22 protein-coding genes are annotated in these 25,324 nt (G+C 45.7%); 17 read left to right on the forward strand and 5 right to left on the reverse strand.

Translation table 11 applies throughout. From position 1 onward, the window contains the following. Window positions 1-79: 79 nt before the first annotated feature. The 4 genes from MKY85_RS06745 (at window position 80) to MKY85_RS06760 (ending at window position 2,467) form a co-directional block, all read left to right on the forward strand. Window positions 80-511 carry a hypothetical protein gene (locus tag MKY85_RS06745; protein ID WP_342572161.1) on the forward strand — a complete coding sequence of 144 codons (432 nt, stop codon included), beginning with the start codon at window positions 80-82 and terminating at the stop codon, window positions 509-511. 7 nt (window positions 512-518) lie between these two features. Then, entirely contained in the window at window positions 519-761 is a 243-nt protein-coding gene (locus MKY85_RS06750; RefSeq protein ID WP_339259444.1) for a hypothetical protein, read from the forward strand. A gap of 226 nt (window positions 762-987) precedes the next feature. Then, entirely contained in the window at window positions 988-2,031 is a 1,044-nt protein-coding gene (locus MKY85_RS06755) for an NAD(P)/FAD-dependent oxidoreductase (RefSeq protein ID WP_342572162.1), read from the forward strand. Window positions 2,032-2,119: 88 nt separating this feature from the next. Next, the gene (locus MKY85_RS06760) at window positions 2,120-2,467 is read left to right on the forward strand and encodes a hypothetical protein (protein ID WP_339259447.1); all 348 of its coding nucleotides are present in this window, start codon (window positions 2,120-2,122) and stop codon (window positions 2,465-2,467) included. 124 nt (window positions 2,468-2,591) lie between these two features. Here the strand turns inward: MKY85_RS06760 and MKY85_RS06765 are convergent, their stop codons facing one another. Both MKY85_RS06765 and MKY85_RS06770 read right to left on the reverse strand, forming a co-directional pair. Then, window positions 2,592-3,323, reverse strand: a complete 732-nt coding sequence (locus MKY85_RS06765) for a hypothetical protein (protein WP_342572163.1) — start codon at window positions 3,321-3,323, stop codon at window positions 2,592-2,594. A 238-nt stretch (window positions 3,324-3,561) separates the two neighbouring features. Continuing rightward, on the reverse strand, window positions 3,562-6,681 hold the full coding sequence (locus tag MKY85_RS06770; RefSeq protein WP_342572164.1) for a glycoside hydrolase family 2 TIM barrel-domain containing protein: 3,120 nt from the start codon (window positions 6,679-6,681) through the stop codon (window positions 3,562-3,564). A gap of 126 nt (window positions 6,682-6,807) precedes the next feature. On the opposite strand from MKY85_RS06770, the gene MKY85_RS06775 reads away from it, so the two are divergent. Beyond that, window positions 6,808-7,641, forward strand: coding sequence for an AraC family transcriptional regulator (locus MKY85_RS06775; protein ID WP_342572165.1), 834 nt, complete (start codon window positions 6,808-6,810; stop codon window positions 7,639-7,641). 5 nt (window positions 7,642-7,646) lie between these two features. Here the strand turns inward: MKY85_RS06775 and MKY85_RS06780 are convergent, their stop codons facing one another. Further along, on the reverse strand, window positions 7,647-9,701 hold the full coding sequence (locus MKY85_RS06780; protein ID WP_342572166.1) for a helix-turn-helix domain-containing protein: 2,055 nt from the start codon (window positions 9,699-9,701) through the stop codon (window positions 7,647-7,649). Window positions 9,702-10,187: 486 nt separating this feature from the next. Here MKY85_RS06780 and MKY85_RS06785 point away from each other — a divergent pair, with 486 nt between their 5' ends. The 7 genes from MKY85_RS06785 to MKY85_RS06815 all read left to right on the forward strand — a co-directional run bounded on the left by MKY85_RS06785 (window position 10,188) and on the right by MKY85_RS06815 (window position 16,299). Then, window positions 10,188-11,408 (forward strand): amidohydrolase family protein, encoded by a 1,221-nt coding sequence (locus tag MKY85_RS06785; RefSeq protein ID WP_339240328.1) that lies wholly within the window; start codon window positions 10,188-10,190, stop codon window positions 11,406-11,408. Window positions 11,409-11,470: 62 nt separating this feature from the next. Then, window positions 11,471-12,637, forward strand: coding sequence for a hypothetical protein (locus tag MKY85_RS06790; RefSeq protein WP_342572167.1), 1,167 nt, complete (start codon window positions 11,471-11,473; stop codon window positions 12,635-12,637). A 215-nt stretch (window positions 12,638-12,852) separates the two neighbouring features. Further along, window positions 12,853-13,788: a helix-turn-helix domain-containing protein gene (locus tag MKY85_RS06795; protein ID WP_342572168.1), complete on the forward strand. Its 936-nt coding sequence runs from the start codon at window positions 12,853-12,855 to the stop codon at window positions 13,786-13,788. A 31-nt stretch (window positions 13,789-13,819) separates the two neighbouring features. Next, complete coding sequence (locus MKY85_RS06800) at window positions 13,820-14,308, forward strand: DinB family protein (protein ID WP_342572169.1); 489 nt, start codon at window positions 13,820-13,822, stop codon at window positions 14,306-14,308. Window positions 14,309-14,495: 187 nt separating this feature from the next. After that, window positions 14,496-14,783, forward strand: a complete 288-nt coding sequence (locus MKY85_RS06805; protein WP_278296354.1) for a hypothetical protein — start codon at window positions 14,496-14,498, stop codon at window positions 14,781-14,783. A gap of 175 nt (window positions 14,784-14,958) precedes the next feature. After that, window positions 14,959-15,651, forward strand: coding sequence for a hypothetical protein (locus MKY85_RS06810; protein ID WP_342572170.1), 693 nt, complete (start codon window positions 14,959-14,961; stop codon window positions 15,649-15,651). Window positions 15,652-15,771: 120 nt separating this feature from the next. Next, on the forward strand, window positions 15,772-16,299 hold the full coding sequence (locus MKY85_RS06815; RefSeq protein WP_342572171.1) for a GNAT family N-acetyltransferase: 528 nt from the start codon (window positions 15,772-15,774) through the stop codon (window positions 16,297-16,299). 24 nt (window positions 16,300-16,323) lie between these two features. Here MKY85_RS06815 and MKY85_RS06820 read toward each other — a convergent pair whose 3' ends face one another. Both MKY85_RS06820 and MKY85_RS06825 read right to left on the reverse strand, forming a co-directional pair. Next, a complete protein-coding gene (locus MKY85_RS06820; protein WP_342572172.1) occupies window positions 16,324-17,568 on the reverse strand; it encodes a hypothetical protein in 1,245 nt (414 codons plus the stop codon). A 14-nt stretch (window positions 17,569-17,582) separates the two neighbouring features. Then, window positions 17,583-17,933, reverse strand: coding sequence for a hypothetical protein (locus MKY85_RS06825; RefSeq protein ID WP_339259462.1), 351 nt, complete (start codon window positions 17,931-17,933; stop codon window positions 17,583-17,585). A gap of 422 nt (window positions 17,934-18,355) precedes the next feature. Between MKY85_RS06825 and rhaD the strand changes: the two genes are divergently transcribed. The 5 genes from rhaD (at window position 18,356) to MKY85_RS06850 (ending at window position 25,229) form a co-directional block, all read left to right on the forward strand. Further along, complete coding sequence (gene rhaD, locus MKY85_RS06830) at window positions 18,356-19,201, forward strand: rhamnulose-1-phosphate aldolase (RefSeq protein ID WP_342572173.1); 846 nt, start codon at window positions 18,356-18,358, stop codon at window positions 19,199-19,201. A 326-nt stretch (window positions 19,202-19,527) separates the two neighbouring features. Next, a complete protein-coding gene (locus MKY85_RS06835) occupies window positions 19,528-21,345 on the forward strand; it encodes an APC family permease (RefSeq protein WP_342572174.1) in 1,818 nt (605 codons plus the stop codon). Between the two features lie 343 nt (window positions 21,346-21,688). Then, complete coding sequence (locus tag MKY85_RS06840) at window positions 21,689-22,651, forward strand: sugar ABC transporter permease (protein ID WP_339240340.1); 963 nt, start codon at window positions 21,689-21,691, stop codon at window positions 22,649-22,651. Beyond that, complete coding sequence (locus MKY85_RS06845) at window positions 22,648-23,469, forward strand: carbohydrate ABC transporter permease (RefSeq protein WP_342572175.1); 822 nt, start codon at window positions 22,648-22,650, stop codon at window positions 23,467-23,469. Before MKY85_RS06840 ends, MKY85_RS06845 begins: the two co-directional genes overlap by 4 nt. A gap of 401 nt (window positions 23,470-23,870) precedes the next feature. Further along, the gene (locus tag MKY85_RS06850) at window positions 23,871-25,229 is read left to right on the forward strand and encodes an ABC transporter substrate-binding protein (protein ID WP_342572176.1); all 1,359 of its coding nucleotides are present in this window, start codon (window positions 23,871-23,873) and stop codon (window positions 25,227-25,229) included. Window positions 25,230-25,324 lie beyond the last annotated feature (95 nt).

A 25,324-nucleotide genomic window follows, 5' to 3' on the forward strand; every position in this document is an offset into this window, starting at 1 on the left:
TATTTATGCTTCCTATTGCATAGAGGATATTTGCAGTTGTATGATGAAGGTTAGTATTGAGATTTGGGGGCCATATATCATGAAGCATATTAGAAAAATGATAGTGGCAGTTCTTGTTTCTGCTGCGGTTATCATCTTAATCTACAATTTCACTTCCCAAGATGAAGAGAGATTCGTAAAAGCGAATGAATCTATAAGTACTTCATTAACAGTAATCAATAATGAGGATTTCGCGGGTACTGCAAATATGCATCGGTTTGATATTGCAGCAGGATCTGCATTGGTAAAAGTGAGTTTTACAAACACGGGTTCGAAACACTTTACGTTCACCATTAATGAAGGATCGACTAGTGGAGCGAAGATCATGTCTGGCAGTATTCCGGCTGATGGAAAAGAGCATACATATTATAGTGACAAAGCGCTGTCGACGGGGGGGTATTATGTGAATACCTCTTCTGCACAAGGGATGTCTGGCATATTGAATGTTTCTCTGGAGATAAACGCTAATTAAGGAGGAAATGATTTTGAGAAAGGGTACAAAATGGACATTGTTGATTCTGGGCTTGATGCTCGCTGCAATATTTATCAACTTCTTCATGAATCTATATAGCTTTGCATATGCACTGATTACGGTGCTGCTACTTGCTTTTATGGGCTGGGGATTCTTAGCGAAGTTAAAGAACGATGTCCGTCAGCACGAAGATCACCATAGAAGAGAGCACGAGTCAGCGATGGATGACATTGACCGATACACCAGGTAATAACTAACGGGTAAACAAAATATCATCATATTTAGGTTCAAAGTTACGCTAGATCTAACCCACAGCTGAAATATGTAAAGGCTCCCGCGAGGGAGTCTTTTTATGATTTTTTGAAAAAAAGGCAGTGATGATTTCTTCACTTGCTAAACAGCCAACTCTTAAGTAAAATAAACATATGAATAAGTGCTCATATATTAATACATAAATGATATTGGAGATGATACATATGTACGATGCATTGGTTATCGGAGCTGGGCAAGCAGGATTGGCAGCAGGTTACTATCTTCAGAGGTCGGGCTTAACCTTTGTAATCGTTGACGCTGCTTCATCTGTCGGGGAATCTTGGCGTAAACGGTACGATTCCTTGCGTCTTTTTACCCCACGAATGTATGATGGGTTACCGGGAATGCCGCTTGGTGGAAACGAAAATGATCTGCCAAGCAAAGATGAAATTGCAGATTATTTTGAAAGTTACGCCAAGCAAATGCATCTTCCCATAAAGTTAAACTGTTTAATCTCCCGTCTCTCCGAGCAAGATGAGGTGTACTATGCTGAAACCAATGATGAAATAATTGAAGCGCGCAATATTATCGTTGCCACAGGGCCTTTCCAGACCCCAAATGTTCCATCTTTTGCAAAGTCATTATCCGAGAGTGTAATTCAGCTTCATTCATCAGAGTATCGAAATAGCTCTCAATTGCTCCCTGGCACAACAGTAGTTGTAGGCGGAGGCAATTCGGGTGCCCAAATCGCCGTAGAGTTAGCAGCAGATGAACAACAAATGGTATACATATCCATAGCTCGAAATATTACCTTTAGGCCATTGCATATTATGAAACGAAGTATATTCTGGTATTTCGAAAAGCTCGGAATATTACGTGCAAGTGCTGACCGTATGGTTGGAAAATGGTTGCGGAATCAGCCTGAGTACGTCTATGGCTATACGTTAAAAGAATTGATGACCCAGGGGAAGGTCAACATGCGCCCACGTGCCATTAATGCGATAGATGACCGCATCCTATATGAGGATGGGAGTGAGACACGAATAGACAATATGATCTGGGCGACTGGATTTAAGCGAAATGATAGTTGGATCGATATCCATACTGCTTTTGATTCCAAAGGTGAAATGATACACGAGAGAGGCGTATCACCGGTTGCTGGACTGTACTATGTTGGACTACCTTGGCAAACATCTCGGGGCTCAGCGCTGTTGGGATGGGTCAAGTACGATGCTCAGAAGATCATTAGTCATGTGATTCAAAGGTGAGACACATTATACTGGAGCAGATGCTGGGGATAATTAGGCAAATATCACATCTCACATTTTTGGGTATATTCCTAAAAGGAGGGATTTTATGAAATTATATAAACTGCCAATGATTCTTTGTATTATAGTGCTTGTATCTATTGTCTCAGCTTGTGGTGCGGATGATATCATCCGCGGAAAGAGCGATAACTGGAATATATCTCTTCAGAGATCGACAGGGATCTATACGATAACCTACATCGGTGATGAAAAGCGTATAAAAGATTTTGTGTTTGACCTTACGGGCAACAATTTATCACAACAGGGGAAATCACTTGATGAAGAAGGGGTACCGTTCACGATGTCGGGAACAATAACTGAGACGGAGAAAATGAAAGATCCGATTACCTTTAAAATGAGTTGGAACAATCAAAGCGAGACTATAACTTTTGAGTAAATCTCGCATGGCGGAGGTGTTCATCATTGGTTTGGTGGCAACCACTGAGTCAATCTATAGTACATAGAACATATCACCCGATAGGCCGTTCCTTCATGGAGCGGCCTTTTTACTCCAATGCATCTCACTTCGCAACAGTTATTTTAAAAGTAGATTGTTCATGATCCTGGATGCTGAAGCGATATTCCAATCCATTTCTAACCGTTGCCCCATCGAAATCTGACTGATTCACATCACGATCCAATAGACCGATATCCTGAATGACATCTTGTGCATCGTTATACGTGTACTCACTATTGGTTGTGAGAATGAGCGTGGCAATAGCGGTCAAAAAAATTCCACCCGTTGGTTCTCTTGTATCACCAGTATCATATAACGTGACTTCCTGTAAGCTCTCATCTGCATTCACTACACCAACCAGGCGCAATTTGTCATTGAACACATACTCGAAAGTGCTAGTAACCTGCTCGGAAGACTCTTTCATATTTAAACGGGTAATACTCAAACCATTCAGTCGGTATTTGCCTACGGCGCCATTAAACTTGTTTTTAAACTCTTCGGTAGTCATGTGGAAGCCTGAGGGACTCGTCTGATTTGCAGCTTCCTGTTCTTTGTCTGTGGTAACATTACCTGAATTTTGTTCCACTGTCTGATCTTGTCCAGTCTGAGCGGAGTTCGAAGATAAAGTCAGTATGCCATACAACCCTATTGAAGCCATTCCAAAGCATAGCACGGATAGAATAGTATGTCTTATCGTTATCCGGTTATGTTTGCGCATGGAGAGGATCATCAAAACAAGAAATCCCAAGAAAGGAAGTAAGCCAAGAATAAAGATGACTGTAAAAAGATATTGCACATGCTCACCTCGTAGTAGACGGGTATTTGGAATAGTACTGTATCAAATGCTTAATAAGTGTGTCTCAACATCTGTGGCCCAAAATGATATATGTAGAATTGGGCCTATTCCAGCGGGCACAATTCCATTTGCGCCTCATTCATTATAATGGTTCCATCAAAAAGTTCAAACTTCCAATGCTCACTGTCCCCAACAAAAAAAGCACTGCCGGCATACTGCCAGCAGTGCTTGCTTGATGTTATACAGGTCTTACCGTAAAGGTGAAGGAATACGCGCGGTTGGCCGGCAAGGTGTATTCAGCGTGGGTACGTGCGCCCCAGCTATCATCCCCGCCGACACCCATTTGTTTGTAATTAATGCGGGCGACAGTCTGTGTACTCTGAGGTAATTTATACACATGATCATTGGCTTCGAGTTCCTCAGGTGTCCACGGCAACGCATTGATCTCAAATGGTATGTTGGCTTCAACGTGCAGGCCACTTTGACCATCCGTTGACGTGATTTCAGCAAAGCGTACATCGGTTTTGTTACCACACTCTTGTGGTTTCAGGTATGGAACGAATTGATCTCGAACCGCACCTGTGTAATAGCCGAGACGTGCACTGGTTAGGCGGTCTGCGTAATTGTCATGCGGGCCTCTGCCGTACCAAGAGATTGTATCCAGGCTGTTATTCAGTTGCAGCAACATACCGAATTCCGGAAGATCAGGTAGGCCCTCGCCTGGAATAAGCGTTTGACTGATTTCCAATATGCCATCCGGGTTAATTCGGTACGTGATGGACAACGTACATCCCGGATGTTGATCCCACGTATAATCGGTCGTCACGAGAATACCATTCTCGTCTGAATGGTGCTCGAAGCGAATTAATCTGTTGGTAGCGTGAGCATCTCTCCAGAAGGCAGAACGCATATTCTGCTTGTTCCCCATATCGTTGTCTGTCATAGCTCTCCAGAAATTCGGGCGGACAGGTGCCAGCAATTGCTCCTGATTGTTGATCTGATAAGACGTTAACACGCCAGTAGCCGGGTTGAAGCTCAACGTGACTTGACCTGTTGCTACTTTCAATTCATCTTGCAGCTCCTGAACCTGTGGCGAATTACCCTGTCCTTGGTGTACCGGTTGGATTGGACGCAATCGCGGAGATACCACGAATTGATCCCAGGCAATTTCGTGACCGACTCCTGCCCATTTGGTTGCGACTTTGGTTACCAGAGATACAGTCAGCACCGCTTCCTGGAACAGATCGGATGATGGCGTGTAAGGGATACGCACTTCAGCTGATTCCCCTGGAGGTACCGCGATGTCCAACGAACCGTTTTCTACGGATACGCCATCGTGCGTTACTGTCCATACGAGCGAATAGTCGCTCAGATCCGTAAACAGGAACTGGTTTCGGATGCGCAGCAGGCCGTCTTTGACATTAATGGCTTCCATACGAACGTTCTGATAACATTTCTTCACTTCTTCCAGCTTCGGTGTAACCGTCTTATCGGCCAGAATCAGTCCGTTTCCGCAGAAATTGCCATCATGAGGGGATTCGCCGAAATCTCCGCCGTATGCGAGATATTCTACACCGTCTGCCGTCGTGGTACGAATGGACTGATCGACCCAGTCCCAGATGAATGCACCTTGCAACACTTCATATTTATCAAACAGATCCCAATACAGATGCAGTCCGCCGCAGGAGTTACCCATGGCATGGCTGTATTCACAGATAATATAAGGTTTCTTCGGTCCTTGCATGCGAGCATAATTCTCTACATCCTGAGGACTGATATACATCGTCGATTCAATGTCGCTTGCCGAATCGGAAGGGCGATAATGGAAAGTCCCTTCATAATGAACGAGACGGGTCGGATCGACTTGTTTCAGATAATCGTACATGGCGATGAAGTTATCGCCGCCGAAGGACTCGTTACCCAGAGACCAGATAATAACGGAAGGATGGTTCTTGTCTCGCTGGAACATCGAGTTACAGCGATCGATGACGTTGTTACGCCATTCCGGTTTACTCGCCGGGATGTTGTTCTCATTCATTTCCTTTTGCCCATAGTACCACGTGCCGTGAGTCTCCAGATTCGTTTCATCAATGACATAGAGGCCATATTCATCACACAGTTCGTACCAGAGTGACTGATTCGGATAATGGGATGTACGCACAGCGTTAACGTTATAGGACTTCATCAGCTCGATGTCACGGATCATGTCTTCCCGACCAATGGCTCGACCGGTATCCGGGGAAAATTCATGACGATTCACGCCCTTGAATACAATGCGTTTGCCGTTGATTTGCATCAGGCCATCCTTGAGTTCAAACTTGCGGAATCCGATCCGGCTGCGAACCGCTTCCAGCGTTTCGCCTGATTCATTCTGAATGGACAGCACAAGTGTATACAGATGAGGAGTCTCGGCGCTCCATAGAAGCGGCTGGATAACCTCTGCTGACAATTGGAATGAAAGTTCATCCTCACCCTGGAAAGTGACCGCCGCAGTAAGTGGTTGCTTCAATACAGTCTGCTGTTGTGCATCATAGAGCTGTGCCTGAACGGACAATCCGGCTGTGGTCTGCACCGCGTTATGATTGAATAATTTTACATCCAGCAGCAGCTCCGCATCCTGATAGGCATCATCCAGTTCAGTGCGAACAAAGAAATCGGCGATCTGAACCGGGGAAGGTGAATGCAGGTATACACCACGGAATATGCCGCTTAGCCGCCAGAAATCCTGATTCTCCAGCCAGCTCGCATCACACCATCGATATACCTCTACAGCCAGCTTGTTTTCACCTTCCGTTAGATATGCAGTGATATCGAATTCTGCGGGTGTGAACGTGTCTTCGCTATAACCGACGAGCTCCCCGTTAACCCATACATAAAAGGCGGATTCAACGCCCTCAAAGTGCAGCAGGACAGGCCGGTCTTTCCAGTCTGCAGGAACAGTAAACGTACGGATGTACGAACCCACCGGATTATAAGTTGTTGGTGCAAAGGGTGGCTTCAATTCAGGCTCACGCTCGACCCACGGATACGTCATATTTGTATATTGGGGATAATCGTAACCTTGTAGCTGCCAGTTGGAAGGAACGGCGATCTCGTCCCAGTCACTGGCATCATAGTTGTTCTCATAAAAGGAAGAGATCCGTTGCTCCGGTGTCTCCGCAAAGGCAAACTTCCACTGACCATTCAGTGATGCGTACCATGGCGATGCGCTGGATTCATTGGATAACGCTTCTGCTACAGATGGAAACGCTACCATAGACGCATGTGCGGGTAGACGGCCTACTTGAAAAGTCTCAGGATTATTGTTCCATTCCGGGTATCCATTAGCCGGAGGGGTGTATACCAATTTGTTTCGCATAACAGCAACTCCTTCTGAAATGTTATAATATTGTCATTATAGAATTGAATGATGACTTAGAGAATAAAGAATATTGCCCATATATATCACAATATGAAACTAACGATGGAGAAAGGGGGGTACTGGATGGATACCCGGATTTTTTTTGGTAAAACAGAAGAAGCTGCTCGCCTGCCCATCTATATGACCACGGTTGGTTACTGGGAACACCAATATGAAACCGAGCGTCCAGAGGGATTCCCGGATTATCAGATCCATCAGATTATTCATGGCCAGGGGAGACTGATTATACAGGAAGAAGAGTATATCGTCAGCCCGGGAGACGTTTTCTTTCTGTATCCTGATATTCCGCATCGATATATGCCCATCAGTGATCGTTGGGAGCTGGCTTGGGTGTCGTTCCAGGGGAGAGAGGCCAGCCAGTTATTATCTTACGCGGGGATAACCGGTTCAAGCGTGTGCAGACTCAGAAAAGCCACGCTGTTACGTGGCCTAGAGCAACTTCTGGTTAGAGGAGAGCATGGGGATACGACGGATTACGCAGATTACGATGTGGAATGCTCCAAACAATTATATGCCCTGCTGCTGGATCTAAAGCCAATGCTCATCGCTTCCGCCAATTATAATGATGAACTGGAGCGATTGAAGCCTGTGCTGCGTTATATTGCAGAGCATCTGGATCGTTCATTGTCGCTGAAGGAACTGGCCGATGTGGCTGTAGTATCTCCCCAATATTTGTGCAGGCTGTTTCAGAAGGCGCTCCATATCAGGCCTGTATTTTACGTGAACCAGGAACGGATCAATCGGAGCAAACAACTTATGTTCAGTGAAAGAGAGCTGCGAATCTATGAAGTGGCTGATCGAGTGGGTTACGAGAACGCCAGTTATTTCTGTGCGATGTTCAAACGGCATACAGGCATGAGTCCCGAACGTTTTCGCAAACTGCATGGACTGAATTGATGAAGTTACAATTTTGATGCTCCACCTGCCCTAGGGGCAACAGAGTACACATCACTTAAATGACATGCCAGATACACCTTCATCCAACCCTCGGAATCGTTCAGATCCACGCGTAGAATCTCCTCTATTTTGCGCAGACGCAGGTACAGCGTATTGGTATGAATATGAAGACGTTCGGCTGTGACTTGCACAGATCGATTTGCGGCAATGTAGGTTTTGAGTGTGAGTTCAAGCTCTCCTGATTTTTGCTGTTGAAGAGGCGACAGAATTTCATGAATGTAGTTCTCAATATCAGACGGTTCCTGATTCAGAAACAGCCGATTGATCCCGATTTCTTCGTAGAGCATCAGGCCCGCTTTGTTTTGTTTCAGCAAAAAGGATAACGAGCGTGTAGCCTCGTCATTGCTTTTGGACACGTACTCAAGCCCTTGATAAAGTCCGCCGATACCGATAGATAGGGCAGGGGTTTTGGAGGTGGTCCATTTCTCTACAGCCGTTTCCAACCTGCTGATGATCCAATGTCTGACCTTGGGCTCGGGTGCCGCAGCCAGAATCGTAATTTTGTGATGTGCACTGAACAACAGATGTTCACGGGTGCCTAGTTCCTTTTCGATAAAACCAATCAATTTGCGCACCCAATTTTCAGTGGTTTTCATATCGGGATGTTCCCCATAGAGCTGCAATTGTGCGACGAACAAGGACTGATGGGCTGGCAATTGAAAGCTGGAAAGTCGTGCCTCCAACTGCTGTGGATCTCTATATTGCACGAGATCGCTGAAGAAATCCTGGTTTTTTCGATAGGACATTTCGGTGAGGGAGTAGGTGTTCATCATCTCCAGCATGACAATAGCTCCGCCTTGCTCCAAAATCACATGATCCAGCTGACCTAACGGATGATCTAATTGGATGGCAAAACAGCCAAGCATCAGTGATCCATTCACAATCGGATACAGGTAATAATCGCTTTGATCCGTTCCACCGGATAAGGTGATGGGGTTAAATTGACTGTCCAGAGCAGTGTAGATATCTAGCTCACTTAGCAAGACACTTTCTGGGAGAACGGGGTACCAGTCATTTCTGGCCATGTCCACATAATAGGTAGGAAGCTTCAACATCGATCCAACCGTCTCAATGATATGTTCAAGGCTCACATGTTCAATGGAAAGGGCCGTGAATTGATTATGAATTTCATTGCGGCTAACGAGATATCGGTTCGTTTCCAGCAGTTCTGAATACATGGTGGCATTGGAGATCGCAATGGCTGCCTGATCCGCGAATCCCTGCATCACATTCAGATCATGTGGGGCAAATCGTCTGTGTTGTTCAAATTGGTATACCAGCATCACTCCGATTTTATGGGTGTTCATCGTCACAGGAACGGCGATAAGCCCTTTCGCCATAACACCATCAGGCAATGAACGTACAATGATATCCGCATTCTCCTGACTGACATTGCCCATATCCTTAAAGGCATCATCCGGTGTGCTGTACATTCGGCCAATGCCTTTCTCGTATACTTTTCCCGTAATGCCCTCATCCAGCTCGCCCTGATATTGATACACACTATCCTGAAAACCGACCTTGGCTCTAGGGATCATCTTGCCAGAGTCCGGATCAACCATCATGAACAGTCCACAGGAAAGAGAAGGGATGACATGCAGTGCATTCTCCATGATTTTGAATAACAAGTCGTTCAACTCCAGGGAACAGGTCAGCTCCCGCAGTCCGGTCAACCATCGATCATTGTGTGCACGTTCCATCTCGATCTGCTGCTTCAGCAGTCCTTCCCGAATCAAGGACTCCAGACGTTCACTTTGTAGCAGGGTGAGTTGTTTCTGGGTATCGATCACCACACGAATGTTGATATTGGACAGAAAATCAAACGTATACCTGAGAATCTTCCAGGATGGCTCGATCTGTTCTTGATCTGTATATTCAGGTACCTCTCCTTCGCGCAGCCAGTTATTCCATTGGAAATCGTATTCGTCCTTCATCCAGATTCCGTACGAAGCAGATCCAAAGACCTGAACCATAAATGAGCGAACCGCTTCATGAATCATAGCAAACGTACTCCTTTCGTGTTTACACGGTGGCAAATGCTTACATATATAACATGACCTTCACTATGCTGTGTAATTTATATTCGATATTGTGTATATCACCATAATAAATATCAAAATGCTGTTGTTATCAACAATGACATTATACATTTGCAACTTATATAATGTCATTAACTTTAACACTATACAATTTTATCGTAGTACAGCAATAGAGCTATAAATCAATAATATTGAAGTTCAACTTAACTTTTTACACGAGAACGGAGAGGACAGAAATAACGTGAAGAAGCAAAGCGTTCGCCTAAAAGCTTTCTGAAAGAAAGCTGCTTCGGAAGCATACGCCATCCCCGGATTTTCCCTTTGGAGAAGGGGATCAAAAAAATCTGGGGATAACAGCGATCGGAAGGTTATTCTGTCATCGGAGTGGAAGTGTAAATATTCTTTAGTTGAACTGACAACCAAGTCTGAAAATGAGGTGGAGTACAGATGAGTCAAATTACTGCTTTTGTAGGTGCATTGTTGATTGATGGACAAGGTGGAGAGCCTGTTTCCGATAGTGTGGTCCTGGTTGAGAACGGAAAATTCATAGCTGCGGGTGCGAAGGCGACCGTTCCAGTTCCGGAAAGTGCCAAGCTTGTTGATGTAACAGGCAAAACGGTGATGCCCGGATTAATTGATGCCCATGTCCACGTGCACGGGGCCAAAAACTTGAATATGGCTGCGGTGGCGCTCGAAGCCAATGAACTTCAGATGGGAAGAGCACTTCAGGATCTGCCGAAACTGATCAACGCGGGCTTTACAACCGTCAGGGATGTAGGCAGCCACGTTGCTGTGTACATTCGTGATCTGATTAAGGAAGGTGTGGTGAAGGGGCCGCGAATTAAAACATCCCGTCACATGCTCTCTCAGACGGGTGGACATGCAGATATTCATATGATTCCAACGGAACTGAATATGTTTACCGTGTGTGACGGCGTTCCCGAAGTGATTAAGGCAACACGTACGCAGTTCCGTGAAGGGGCGGATTTCATTAAAGTGTGTTCCACAGGCGGGGTGCTTTCGGAGAAAGATGACCCTCGCTGGTCGCAATTCCGCTTGGATGAGCTGAAGGCGATCGTGTATGAAGCGGAAGCGGTACAGTCATATGTGGCTGCACATGCGCAAGGTACACAGGGGATCAAAAATGCGCTGGAAGCGGGCGTGCGCACGATTGAACACGGAATCTACATTGATGAACAAGGTATTGGCATGATGCTGGATCAAAAGGCGGTTCTGGTTCCAACGTTGGCCATTGTACATCGGATTATCAAAGAAGGGCATAAATACGGTGTTCCCGAATTTGGCATCCGCAAAGCTAAAAGTGTATATCAGGAGCATATTGAGAACATGATTATTGCGCGTAAGGCAGGCGTAACCATTGCAGTAGGGACAGATTTCTGCACGTGTGCACCTGTTGAACATGGCGGGAATGCACTCGAACTGCGATTGCTTGTGGAAGATGTTGGATTTACGCCGATGGAAGCGATTGTTGCTGCAACACGAGATGCAGCAAGAGCGATGCAGATGGAAGCGGAGATCGGCACGATTGAGCCGGGGAAAGCTGCTGATCTGCTGGTATTAAATATGAATCCGTTAACGGATATCGGACTGCTCGAAAACACAGAGAATATCGAACAGGTCTATTTATCAGGTGAACGCTTGAAATAAGAAAGAGAAAGATGGTTCTGCATGTACTGCACTGACAACATAGAGAATGGGGAGAAGACACCATGTTTAGTCAACCGATATATATCGCCACGGTATTACTTGTTATTTTAGCTATAGGGGAACTGGTTTCGATCTGGTCCAAAGCACGAATTCCTTCCTTGCTTGTGATTCTGATTGGATATTTGCTGCTGAACTGGGCGGGGTTATTTCCCAAAGGAGTAGTATCGAGCTCCGCTCTCACTGCGTTCGGGGCTCTCATGGTGGCTCCGCTGATTGTACACATGGGCACATTAATACCGCTGAAGTTAATACGTTCCCAATATAAAGCAATACTGATCTCTTTGTTCGCCTCACTCACGGCGACAGGTCTTATCCTGTTAATCGTATCACCGTTCTATGGTTATCCTACCGCTGTTGCCGGATCAAGTCCGGTTGTCGGTGGCATTATCTCATATCTGATCACAACGACGAAGTTGCAGGAGATGAACTTGGGGCATCTGATTACGATACCAGCCGTTATTCTGGGAATTCACTCTCTCGTGGGAATGCCGATTGCAACCAACATGTTACGCAGATATGCGCTGAAACTACAGAAACAGGGTGCTTTTGAGAACAAGGTTGCAGGCGAATCCAATGTGAACATTAAAGAAGCGAATGCCAAAACATTCCTTCCACAACATTTCCAAACCGCACCTATTCTGCTGTTGCTTTTGTTCATTATGGGCAGTCTCTCCATTTATCTGGGCAATGTAACCGGACTTAGCTACAGTATCTGGGCTCTGTTGCTTGGGGTGCTAGGACATCTGATTGGACTATTCCCATCTCGTATTCTGGATAAAGCAAGTACATCGGGGATTGCCATGACAGGTCTGATCGTAGTCGTGATGACAAGTATGGAGTCGATCACTTTCGATGCGGTGGTTAGTTCCATTATTCCGGTGTTATTCATTATCGCAATCGGTGTAGTTGGGGTGCTGATCGGTGGATTTGTCGGTTCCAAGCTGTTCAAATGGGACCCGCTCAAAGGTCTGCCTGTAGCACTGACCGCACTATTCGGTTTTCCGGGGGACTATATTATCTGTGAGGAAGTAAGCCGTTCGGTTGGACGTGATGAAAATGAACGCAAAGCCATCCTCGATGAGATTTTAACGCCAATGCTGGTGGGGGGATTCACAACGGTCACAACAGCATCTGTGTTAATTGCGTCCATACTGATCAAGACACTTTAGAAAAATTGATGTTCTTTTCATCCCAATTTCAGTTTCTATTAAGGTTACGGAGGTAAGATAAGTCTTGTAAACCCCTTCTCGTGTTAAATAGATGTGTGACTGGCCCTATCGGATTGTCCTCCGGTAGGGCACTTTTTTTCTTCATTTGTGCGGTTGATGGTATGATAGATGAATACATAATGTGTAACCAACTCTAGTGATCGGAGGATTGCATAGTGGATCACAGCTTGCACCCGTTGTTTAAGCCGATTCAGATGAATGGAACGTATTCGAACAGTTATTATGTTGAGAAAATACCCGCCACCGGCTTAATGGCATATGTGGCCTGTTATTGGGAATCGGGATCTCTTTCAAGCACACGCAGGGATGTTGCTAAGGGAGCAGGTCGAGATCAGTCGGTGATATCTGTACCTGCCCGAGTATTGCCTGATGGTTGCACGGACATGCTGATTAAATATGATCACGTCCGTTCAAAGTACGCCTATGCATATTGTGGCAATTATACACAGCCATTCACTATACCTGAGCCATCTGATGATGGTCCTCCTGCTGGAGATTATACTTTTGGTGTCCGGTTCTTCCCAGGTGGAGCGCATATCTTCCATGGCATGCCTCTGGAGTGGTTTACGGATAAGCGAGTTGCCCTTCAGGAATGTTGGCCGGAGGGGCTGAACGAGCTTCAGGAACGGATGGCTGAAACGAATAGTTTTGCAGAACGGGTAGAGGTCATGAACGCATATTTGAATCCGTTGTCCGTGCAGACCAGCACATCTGAGAACGATCTGATGAAAAACGTGTTGCACCGTATTTTTATAGATGGGGGACGTATGAGTGTCCAGGAGCTGGCAATGCGTGAAGTGATCAGTGAACGGCAGTTGCATCGCAGATTCTCGGAATGGGTCGGAATCAGCCCCAAGCGATTCAGCGAGGTGGTTCGTTTTCATCGTGTACTGAGCGATATTCATCAGGGGAACACGGCAGACTGGGCCATGCTTGCCCAGAATCATGGTTTTTTTGACCAAGCCCATCTGATTCGGCAATTTCGCAAGTTTTATGGAGAGACTCCGTTGACGGCAGCCAGAGAGCATGGCAGGATGTTGTCCGATTTGTACAATAGATCTGTAGAGTCTTCAGTTATACTAAGATCATGAGTGAGAATAAAAGATAAGGGAGACATCATATATGAATGGAACATTGCAGATTCGGGATCATTTGTTAACTGAACTGGAAACAGGAGTACGGACAGGCGCTTCGTTAATTCGATTGATCCGTCCGGAGGATTGGTCGTATCGTCCACAGGAGAATATGCGTTCATTGGTGGAGCTTGTACATCATTTTATCCAGATTACCGCATCGGACCTTGCCATCATGCAGGAAAAAGATGAAGCTGAGGTTGGACTGGTAGAGAATAGCCTGTCGGGGACTCAGGATATCGAGAAGCTTGAAGCAACATTGTGGAGTAATTTCGAATCCTACAAAGCCTATATCACGGGATTAAGCGAAGAAGATTATCTGAACCGCTCTACCAAAGCTTTCTATATGGAACACGGTCACTTGCAGGCACAATGGCAGATTGAAACGTTAACGCATGTATTCCATCACCGCTCGCAGCTCTATAATTATCTGAAGCAGCAGGGCCATGAATTAAATTTCTTCATGCTGTATGCGTAGTTAAATCTGTAATATTAAAGTAAGAGTAGTTGGCTCCATCGGACGTTCCGGTGGGGCTTTTGGCGTACAGTGGTCTATTAATCTATGAAGTCTATCAAAAATGGACACTATGACAAGGGTATTCACCGTTGCTTTAATAGATTTCAAACATAGAATACCGTATCAAAGCAAAAGGAGGTGATTTCAAATGGCCATCCTTTTACCATTACAGTATTACAATCTTCCAGCTGGCGTAGGCAAGTCCTACTACGAAAACCTGGCTGGAGGCACCAATGCCAGCGCTACAGTGAACAACTACGGACCATTTCCCGTATCTCTCGTAATCACTCGTGTTAATGCACCCGTAGTCACTTACACGGTTCCAGTAAACAGCAGTCTTACGATTTCTGCAGGTGATGTTCTTGTTTTTGCATTACAAGCGAACCTTGGAGGCGCAGCTTCCGGAACAATTCAATTCGCCGTAGCAGACTTCTAATTGGTGTAATACAGTAGATTGACCTCTGCCGGACATGTTGTCGGCAGGGGTTTTTCTTTATTTTGTGTGGAATCTTCTGGATTGTAAGTGATATTATACTAGAGGTCGTTATTATTGATTAATAGGTTGTTATAAGAATGAATTTCTTATACAACGAGAAAGAAGGAGAGATTTGATGTTTAGAAAGATGTTCAACTGTATTTTGGGGATAACGTTAGGATTGACTGTAATCCTGTCACCACATGTTGCTCAGGCAGCGACTGAGATGACCACCCTGGAGTATGGCAATGGGGCTACATATTATGGAGAGACAATAAATGGAAAACCTCACGGGAGTGGAACCATGAGCTGGGGGAAAACCAAAACTTACAAGGGGAGTTGGGCACAGGGGAAACGATCAGGACATGGGGTTTATAAAGTTATAACACGCGGAGAGGACAGAATCACAGAGTCCAAGTATGATGGGAATTGGAAGAATGATAAAAAGGATGGTAAAGGTGAACTTTGGGTTAATGAAATAGCTTTGACTGGAGAAAGGCTGGAATCTCGAATCCAAACGGGGACATTTGCCAAAGATCAGTGGATCGCAGGCTATGATGTACGAAATGGAGAATATGATCCGCCATATTCATTTCTTTACAAAGATTCGAAATTGAGTCTCGAAATTTGGGGGGATGTCGGAAATATTTTGAATGGGTTGAAAGACAATTATTTCTTCTCGTTTACATATCAAAAGGGAAAAGTATATAAAAGTGTTGGTGTTGGAGATGAGTATAATCCCAAGCAATTTAGTTCTTTTATAAAAAGTGTAGAGAAAGAGATCAAGCCTCACATCAATCAATTTGAGAAATTGGCTAAGCAATTATAAGTGTCACTAGAAGGAATGCACGTATACAGAATATGAATTTTGTTTACCCTGACGCTCATTCGATTAATTTAAGGTATAGACGGCACAGACTTGTGTTGGCATACAGGAGGTTAGTCGATAATGAACAGAACCATTTTATTTGAAACCGAACGGCTGGAGTGTGCGACGTGGAACGAAGGGGATCGTGCACTGGCATTTGCGCTTTGGGGCGATCATGAGGTTGCCAAATGGATTAGCAGTAATGGATCACTGAGTGAGGATGAAGTAGAAGCGAGATTAACACAGGAGATTCAAAGGCAGAAGGAATCGGGGGTGCAGTATTGGCCTTTCTTTGAGAAAGAATCGGAGGTGTTTGTTGGTTGCTGCGGTCTGCGTCCGTATTCGCCAGAAGAGGATATCTATGAACTCGGATTTCATCTAACCCGAGATCACTGGGGGAAAGGATACGCGCAGGAAGCTGCACAGGCGGTGATTGATTATGCGTTTGACGAAAAGAACGTGAAGGCACTGTTTGCCGGACATCATCCGGATAATGAAGTGTCACGTCATATCTTGATCAAGCTGGGATTCGAGTATACAGGTGATGAACGCTATGAACCCACCGGAAATATGCATCCATCATACATGTTGAAAATAAGCAACCCCTGACCAATGAAGGACAGGGGTTACTTGTTAGGCGATGCTGAATAATACGGTTTTGCTTCCCACAAGTGTAGAGCCGCTGTTCACAAAATAATAGTTGGAGGCGGTATCCAGTGTTAAAGGACCTGTCCAGGTAATGGTCCCAAATTGACTGCTGAATATGCCTGTTGGCGGGACGTCACTCAAGGCGAGTGTAACTGTCACATTGCCATTCATTGTGGAATTGGTAATGTGAGAGTATCCTCTAACGTTAATGGTACTGTCTGACACACTGTCTACCATACGTTGAATATTCAAACCGGTATGGACCATGGTGTTGATGCGACTGTGATACAGGTACGTGTTCAGATTGCCCATATGACCGGATTGTACGATATTACCCACGACTCTGGCATTGAGCAGTTGAAACTCAATGGTTGTGAACGGGTCAACCGGAGCAACGTTCTGAAAAATGACATCGCCGCTTATAATGGCCCCGTCAGTATAGTTGGTGTGTGTGCTGACGGACGTGCCGTCATTAAACGTTCCTATGACCGTAACAGGACGAGCATCAAATGCAGGTCCTTGAACCAGATAGACATCTTCTGCAGCCTGGCTCGTTTGGATCGTGACGTTGCGGGGGATGGAAGAAGCAAAGTTGGCCAGATCAGAGTTGCCCAGTTGCCATGGACCTAGACCCAGAAGCTGCACATGCCTTGCTGGTGGAATGACAATATCCTCATTGAAGGATGAATTGCCAGCAATGAGAATAATTAGACGGGCTCTCATGCCAAAAGTAACCGCAAGTGGACTATTTGTCGCTGCATCAATAGCAGCCTGGAGAGAATTAAAGGGATCAAAAGGTGATCCGGTGCCCGGTCCTGGAGCACTCGAATCAGCCCAGTAGATCGTCTGTCCCCACTCGAAGTTGGGAGTTCCGCCTTCAGCACCAAGTAACTCAGAAGTTACCAGTCGGTGGGCAGCGACCAATTGTCCAGTGTTATTTTTACCCCACATGGAGATTTCCGTTGAGCTTTCTGCCAAGCCGCCAGTGGTGAAAATAAACTCGAAGCCATTCAGGTTGGCATAGTAGTTCCGGGTGGCAACTGCATTGGGGCCAACTGTTATAGATTCCAATACATATAACGTCCGTGTTCCGTCCAGGACATATCCTTCGATAAGAACATTTGAGGAGTTAACTGGATCGGCATTATCAATTTTGATCGTTACTGTCTGGGTGGCCCTTTGTCCAGTAAATACAGTGTTGTCAATGGGACCAGATGAGATTGTAGCCATTATAATTCCCCCTTTTATGGAGATAGTTCTTTTGAAACAATGCGTTGTGCGGTAACGATTTGCCCAGTGTTGTTTTTGCCCCATACTGAAATTTCGGTTAGCGCAGCCGCACCTCCACCCGTGGTAAATACATATTCGTATCCATCCAGGTTGGCGTAATAGGTTTGGGAGAAGACTTGTCCGGGATTCAGATTGACCGATTGTTGAACATACAATGTCCGCGTTCCATTAAGAGAATAACCTTCAATGAGTATATTGGACGTATTAATGGAATCAGTGTTGACCATTTTGATGGTGACTTGTTGCGTAGGCCTGCTGCCACCAGAGAGGTTATTCTCGATTGGGCCGGTAGAAAGAACTGCCATAGGTTCATCTCCTTTTTTATGAATGTCTTTTCCTGAGAAAAGCTAGAATAGCATATGCTAGAATAGACAAAATAGTTTGGACTGAGAGACATATGTACTGAAAGTAAAGAAGATACTGAACCCCTGTATGTTTTCATGCTTTTTTTATTTCGCTTTCAGCTTCTATTAAGGTAGCGGAGGTATGATAACTCTTGTAAACCCCTTCTCGTGTTAAATAGATGTGTGAATGACCCCGCCGAGCGCCGGCGGGGTATTTTTTTGTTTTATTTTCAAATAAACAAAACTAAACAAAAATAAATAAAAGATTATTTCTTTGTTTGTTATTGACTATCAAAGATAAACAAAGGTATAATGAATGTGAAAAAAGGAACTTACTATGTACGTGGCAAGCATATGATTTTTAATATAAGGAGAGATTGATCATGAACGTGACCCTTACCAACGTCAACACACAGGCTGCAGGTTTCCATATTCCATTTGTTCGAGAGATGGCGGAGATTACACAACATATGTGGAAGAATGGCTGGGATGAGCGCAATGGAGGCAATGTCAGCTATCTGCTGGAGGAAGAGGAAGTAGCACCATATATCGATATCCATCATGTGATCCGCAAGATCAAACCAGCATTTTCGGTGCAGGAGCTGGCAGGCAAGTATTTTATCGTGACAGCATCGGGTAAATATTTCAAAAATGTACTCGCTGATCCGGAGAGTAATCTAGGGTTGCTGCGTGTATCGCAAGATGGACAGGAGCTGGAAGTGCTCTGGGGATTGAAGTCGGGGGCGAATCCAACCAGTGAATTACCTACACATTTTATGAGCCATATTGAACGTTTGAAATTGGACCCGAACCATCGGGTGGTCATGCACAACCATGCCACTCATGTATTGGCCATGACGTTTATCCACGAATTGGATGAGGCCAGATTTACGAAGACCCTCTGGCAGATGTGCACCGAGTGTGTAGTTGTATTCCCGGATGGCATTGGCATTATTCCATGGATGATTCCTGGTTCGAACGAGATAGGCCGCGAAACGGCGGAGAAAATGAAAGAATACCACGCGGTCATCTGGCCGCAACATGGCATCTTTGGAACAGGCACAACGATTGACGAGGCTTTTGGTCTGATTGAGACGATTGAGAAGGCAGCTCAAGTGTATATGCTGGTTGCTGGTCACGAGATTCGGCAGAGAATTACGGATGAACAACTGATCACCCTGGCGCAAGCGTTTGGCGTAACCCCTCGTCCCGGCATTCTCGGCAGCTAAATATAAGCTGAATAAGGAAGCTGCACAGGTCTGGACAAGGCAGATGCAGGGAAATTACATTGCTGTACAGTCAACGCATAGATCAAGGAAGTGGTCTTTGGTTCATTGAACCGAAGGTCATTTCCTTTTTTTTGACGAACAAACGTCATTTTGGTTCAAAAAAGTTCAAATTGCTGAACAAGAATGGCTTTGTTATCGATTATTGAATCGTAGAATGCATTATCACGCGCTGGCGAAATTCGGGTGAAATGACGTATTGTCAATGGCTCTGCGATTTTGCATAATAACAATGCTTCACAGATGAGAGATGGAAGGAAGTTATAATCATGCTTGGCAAAATGAAGAGAATCTTAATAGGCAAGCCAATGAAATCGGCTGAACTGGATGGAGAAAAATTGGGGAAATGGAAGGCGCTCGCCATCCTGTCCTCGGATGCCCTATCGTCCGTTGCCTACGGTACGGAACAGATTTTGCTGGTGCTTGTTGCGGCCGGATTCGCCGCCCTGTGGTACTCTGTTCCAATTTCCATCGCCGTGCTGGGATTACTCGTCATTTTAATTTTTTCCTATCGCCAGACGATATTTGCTTATCCAACAGGGGGCGGCGCTTATATCGTAGCCAAGGATAACCTGGGTACAACATCCAGTCTGATTGCCGGAGGATCTCTGCTGGTCGATTATATTTTGACCGTTGCGGTAAGTTCGTCCGCAGGCACGGATGCGATTACATCGGCTTTTCCTATGCTGCATGACTACAGTGTTGTGATTGCACTCATTATGATTGTTTTTCTAACCATCATGAATCTGCGGGGAGTGACGGAGTCGGCGTCTGTGCTGGCGATCCCCATCTATCTGTTTATCTTTTCAATTGCAATTCTGATTATCTCGGGTGGAATCAAATTTCTTGCCGGGGGCATGGAAGCAGCTGCAACAGAATTCGGAACAAGTCTATCCCATGTGAGTATGTTTCTGTTATTGAAAGCATTCAGCTCCGGATGTTCGGCCTTGACTGGCGTGGAAGCGGTAAGTAACGCGATCCCGAACTTCAAGCAGCCAGCCGAGAAAAATGCCGCGGGTACATTACTGCTTATGGGTTGTATATTAGGAGCCATGTTCATCGGTATCACCTTACTGGCTTATGGGTACGGAGTGAAGCCTGATCCCAAAGCAACGGTCATTTCCCAGATTGCTGAAGCGACGTTTGGCAGGGGCGCGATGTATTTTATCATTCAGGGTGTAACAGCATTGATCCTGTTCCTGGCTGCCAACACAGCATATTCGGCTTTTCCGCTACTATCTTTCATGATGGCAAAAGATAAATTCATGCCACATGCATTTATGGTCAGAGGAGACCGCCTTGGTTTCTCGAACGGAATCATTTTTCTTAGTGTGATGTCTGCCTTACTGGTGGTTGGGTTCAAAGGAAATACGGAAAGCCTGATTCCGCTCTATGCGGTAGGGGTGTTCATTCCATTTACCCTGTCACAGCTCGGTATGATGATTCGTTGGATCAAAGTCAAACCATCTGGCTGGCAGATGAAACTGCTCGTGAATACGATCGGTATGCTGACTACATTATCGATCACCCTGATCTTTATTTTCACCAAGTTCACGCAGACATGGGTCATTTTTATCTTTTTGCCGGTTGTTGTCTATGTGTTCATGCGTATTCACCGTCACTATTGCAACATTGCCGATGAGCTACGAATTGACATTCAGGTGGAAAAACCAGCCCACAAAGGCAATACCATCATCATTCCCGTTGCTGGCATTACCCGGGTCGTCATGAATACGATCAGTTATGCGCAGACGATGTCGGATCACGTGGTCGCGCTGTACATTGGATTCGATGATGAGGCGATACGCAAGATGGAGCAGAAGTGGGAAGAGTGGAATCCCGGTGTTCGTCTGGTCGTGATCAAATCGAGATACCGCAGTATTATGGGGCCGCTGAAGAAATTCATTGATACCGTGGAGTGGAAAACGGCCGAGACCGATCACATCACCGTATTGATTCCGCAATTCATCACCAAGCATTGGTGGCAAAATGTACTGCATAACCAGACCAGCTTCATGATCCGGGCCTATCTGATCAATTACAAAGACGTGATTGTCACCACGGTGCCCTATCATCTGAATCGTTAACTTGAACAGCTCATCGCTTCATCCCGTTTGAAAGATTTACAGATTATTGTAAAATGAGTCACGTTCTTTAATAGGTATACGTTCATATTCCATTAACACATCGAACCGCAGGGATATCTCCAAAAAGGGGAGTTCTTGCGGTTTTTTATCGTGAGGTCCGGTCTGGATACCGCTTTCGAAAGGATGCACATTTGAGTAAAGTCCCTTGTCCATGATTAACGTTACGTTGATTCAGAATGAATTTTGCTGTGACATTCGACTCTTACACTAGATAACGTGGTGCTGAAGTGGATGTAACCTTTCACACACACTGAATGCGTGAAACAAGGGGGAAGAAAATCCGATGAGTGAGCTTGATAACCGGATCAGCTTGCCCGCGGCCAAACGGCGTGTATCAGGTACGAGTGAGCGCCGGGCAACCTCGCTGCGTGTGCAGCGAATGCGGGAGAATCTGCTGGCCTATGGTTTCCTGGCACCATCGCTGCTTTTGTTTGCAGTGTTTCTGTTTTACCCGATGTTTAAGTCCGTGTACCTTAGTCTGCATTCCACAGATCCGACGGGGCAGATTGCAGCTTATGTAGGAATGGATAACTTCAAGGCGGTGTTCCAATCGGGGCTGTTTATGCAAGGCATGAAAGTGACATTACTATTTGTCCTGTTTACAGTACCTACGGGTATGTTGGCCGCTCTGATTCTGGCTGCACTGACTCACAACCGTTTCAAGGGTATGCGTGTATTCCAATTTGTGTTCTCTCTGCCCGTGGTATTATCCGTCGGTTCGTCAGCGGTCATCTGGAAGTTTCTATTCCATCCGACCCTGGGCATGCTGAATTATCTGCTTGGCAAAGTAGGCATTGACCCAATCCCCTGGCTTACCAGCCCGGACTGGGCACTGATCTCGATCTCCATCATGACCATCTGGATGAACCTCGGATTTAACTACATTATTCTATCCAGTGGCTTGGCAGGCATACCGGATGAGATCTACGAGAGCGCCAAGATTGATGGTGCAGGAGCAATGCTTACGTTTCGTAAAATCTCGATGCCGCTACTGTCACCAACGTTATTTTTTGTTACGGTCGTATCGATCATTGGCGCTTTTCAATCGTTCGGTCAGATCAACATTCTAACCCGGGGTGGCCCGATGGACAGTACGAATGTGTTTGTCTATTCCATCTATCAGGAAGCCTTCGTTAATTTCCGCTTTGGTACAGGTAGTGCACAGGCACTGATTCTGTTCGTGGTAATTATGCTGCTGACCCTGATCCAGTTCAAATGGGTAGAAAGGAAAGTGCATTACCAATGAGTGCGAGATGGACAAAAACGCTGTTGTACGGAGCACTGACGATCTGTGCGGCACTGGTACTGTATCCGGTGATGTATACCTTTTTCATGGCTGTCATGACGCCAGAAGATGCGAGCGCTTATCCGCCGCATATCATTCCGAATTCCATCGATCTGTCCAACTTTAGCGAAGTATTCGATATTGTTCCGATCGGTCGATTTATCGGCAATACCTTCCTTGTCGCAGGACTGACGACACTTGGTCAATTGATTACAGCGAGTATGGCAGCCTATGCTTTTGCGAAAATGCAGTTCAAAGGCAAAAACGTCATCTTCAGCATGTTTGTGGCAACGATGATGATTCCATGGGAAGTCACGATGATCCCGAATTACCTTACGGTTCGCAGCTGGGGCTGGCTGGATACTTACCAGGGGCTTACGGTGCCATTTCTGGCGACGGCGTTTGGTACATTCCTGCTCAGACAGTTCTTCATGCAGCTGCCCAAGGAGTTGTTCGAAGCAGCGAGGATCGACGGTTGTGGTCATATTCGTTATTTCATATCGCATGTTCTGCCTTTGTCCCGTCCGGCACTTGGAACACTGGCAATCTATTCATTCTTAAGCATGTACAATTCGTATCTCTGGCCGCTGCTGGTGACCAATACACCGGAGATGAGAACCGCACAGATCGGGATCTCGATGCTGGAGTTCCAGGAATCCACCGCGTGGAATCTGGTATTTGCCGGAACCGCAATGGTGATTCTACCATCCTTACTACTCCTGATCTTCGGCTTGAAACAGCTTGTCCGCGGAATGGCCGTAGGCGCGTTGAAGGGGTAAGGAGATAGTATTTCACAAGTATTCAAGTGAATGGAATATCTGAAGGTTTTGATCTTAAGGTTTTGATCTTAAGTTTTTAATCTAAAGGTTCCGTATTAAAGATTTTGATTTAAACCTTGTATCTTCGTACAAGGTCTTAAGGGTTGGATACCAGGAGCGAATAAATGAGGCTCGCATTTTCAATAAGTCTCTTGAAGAGCTGCAAAAGTAGTGAAGGAGAAGAATCGATTCTGAAGAAGCGAAGCGTTCGCCTTTATCACCGGATTTTCCCCTTTGAGAGGGGGAATGAAAAAATCCGGGGATAACAGCGATCAAAAGAACGATTCATATCCGGAACGGCCATCTTGCAGCACCTATGCACTTATGATTGCGCGAGCCATATAAAAGGAGAGCGATTTCGGTTGAAAAAAAGAGGAACATTTGCATTAATGCTGGCAGCACTCATGTTGGTTATCTCCGCTTGCGGAACAAAAGCGGAAACAAGTAGCCCGGCGAGTGGAGCTCAAGCAGAAGCGGCTGCCGCCGAAACAACACAACTGACGTGGTGGCACTCCATGTCTGGCGCAGGGGAGAAAGCCATTAATCAACTCGCCTCTGATTTTAACGCCAGTCATCCGGACATTCAGGTGAAGCCCATCTATCAAGGGAAGTACGATGAGAGTCTGAACAAACTTAAAGCATCCATGGGCTCGGACAGCGGTCCTGACATTATCCAGGTCTACGAGATTGGCAGCAAGTTCATGATTGATTCAGGCATGATTACGCCGGTACAACAGTTCATCGACAAGGATCAGTTCGATCTGTCCCAACTGGAACCAAACATCATCCGATATTACACCATCGATGGCAAATTGAACGCCATGCCGTTTAATACATCGAACCCAATCCTGTACTACAACAAGGATATGTTCAAAGCAGCAGGTTTGGACCCGGAGAGCCCGCCGAAGACGTATGAAGAGTTTGAGCAAGCGGCGAAAGCACTGGCGAAAGACGGTAAGCCAGGTGCGTCGATGGCGATCTACGGCTGGTTCATGGAACAGTTCTTTGCAAACCAGAATGCAGATTATGTAAACAATGGTAACGGAAGAACGGAAGCAGCTACAGAGTCTCTGTTGAATTCCGATGCAGGCGTGAAGACGTTAACGTGGTGGAAAAAGATGATCGACGAGAAAACCCTCTCCAATCTGGGGCGTAGCACAGACGATACAACAGCAGCATTTACCGCTCAGCAGATTGGTATGACTCTGGATTCCACGGCGGGCCTGCGTAAAATCGTAGAAGGTTCAGGTGGCAAGTTTGAACTGGGAACAGGCTTCCTGCCTCGTCCGTCAGATGCCAAAGAGGGTGGCGTTGTGGTTGGCGGAGCAAGCCTGTACATCATGAACAACAAATCGGAAGCGCAACAGCAAGCAGCATGGGAATTCATCAAATATTTGGCTACACCAGAGGTACAAGCGAACTGGAGCGTTGCGACAGGATATTTCCCTATTACGACAGCAGCCTACAATGAGCAAGTATTAAAGGATAATATGGCGAAGTACCCGCAATTTCAGACAGCCGTCGATCAATTGCACGCTTCCGCGGATTCGACAGCAACATCCGGGGCATTAATGGGTGTATTCCCTGAAGCGCGACAACTTGTTGAAGGAGCGATTGAAACGGTCCTGAATGGACAAGGTACACCGCAAGAAGCATTGGATGCAGCAGCCAAACAAATTACGGACAAAATTGCGCAGTATAACAGTACGGTGAAGAAATAATTGTAGACTAACTCAAAATAAAGATGCGGCGATCATTCCTGATCGTCGTGTCTTTATGATTATATGAATTTTAACAGTGAGACTTAAGTTGGAAT

This window comes from Paenibacillus sp. FSL R5-0749, from assembly GCF_038595085.1.
In the GTDB taxonomy this organism is placed as follows: Bacteria; Bacillota; Bacilli; order Paenibacillales; family Paenibacillaceae; genus Paenibacillus.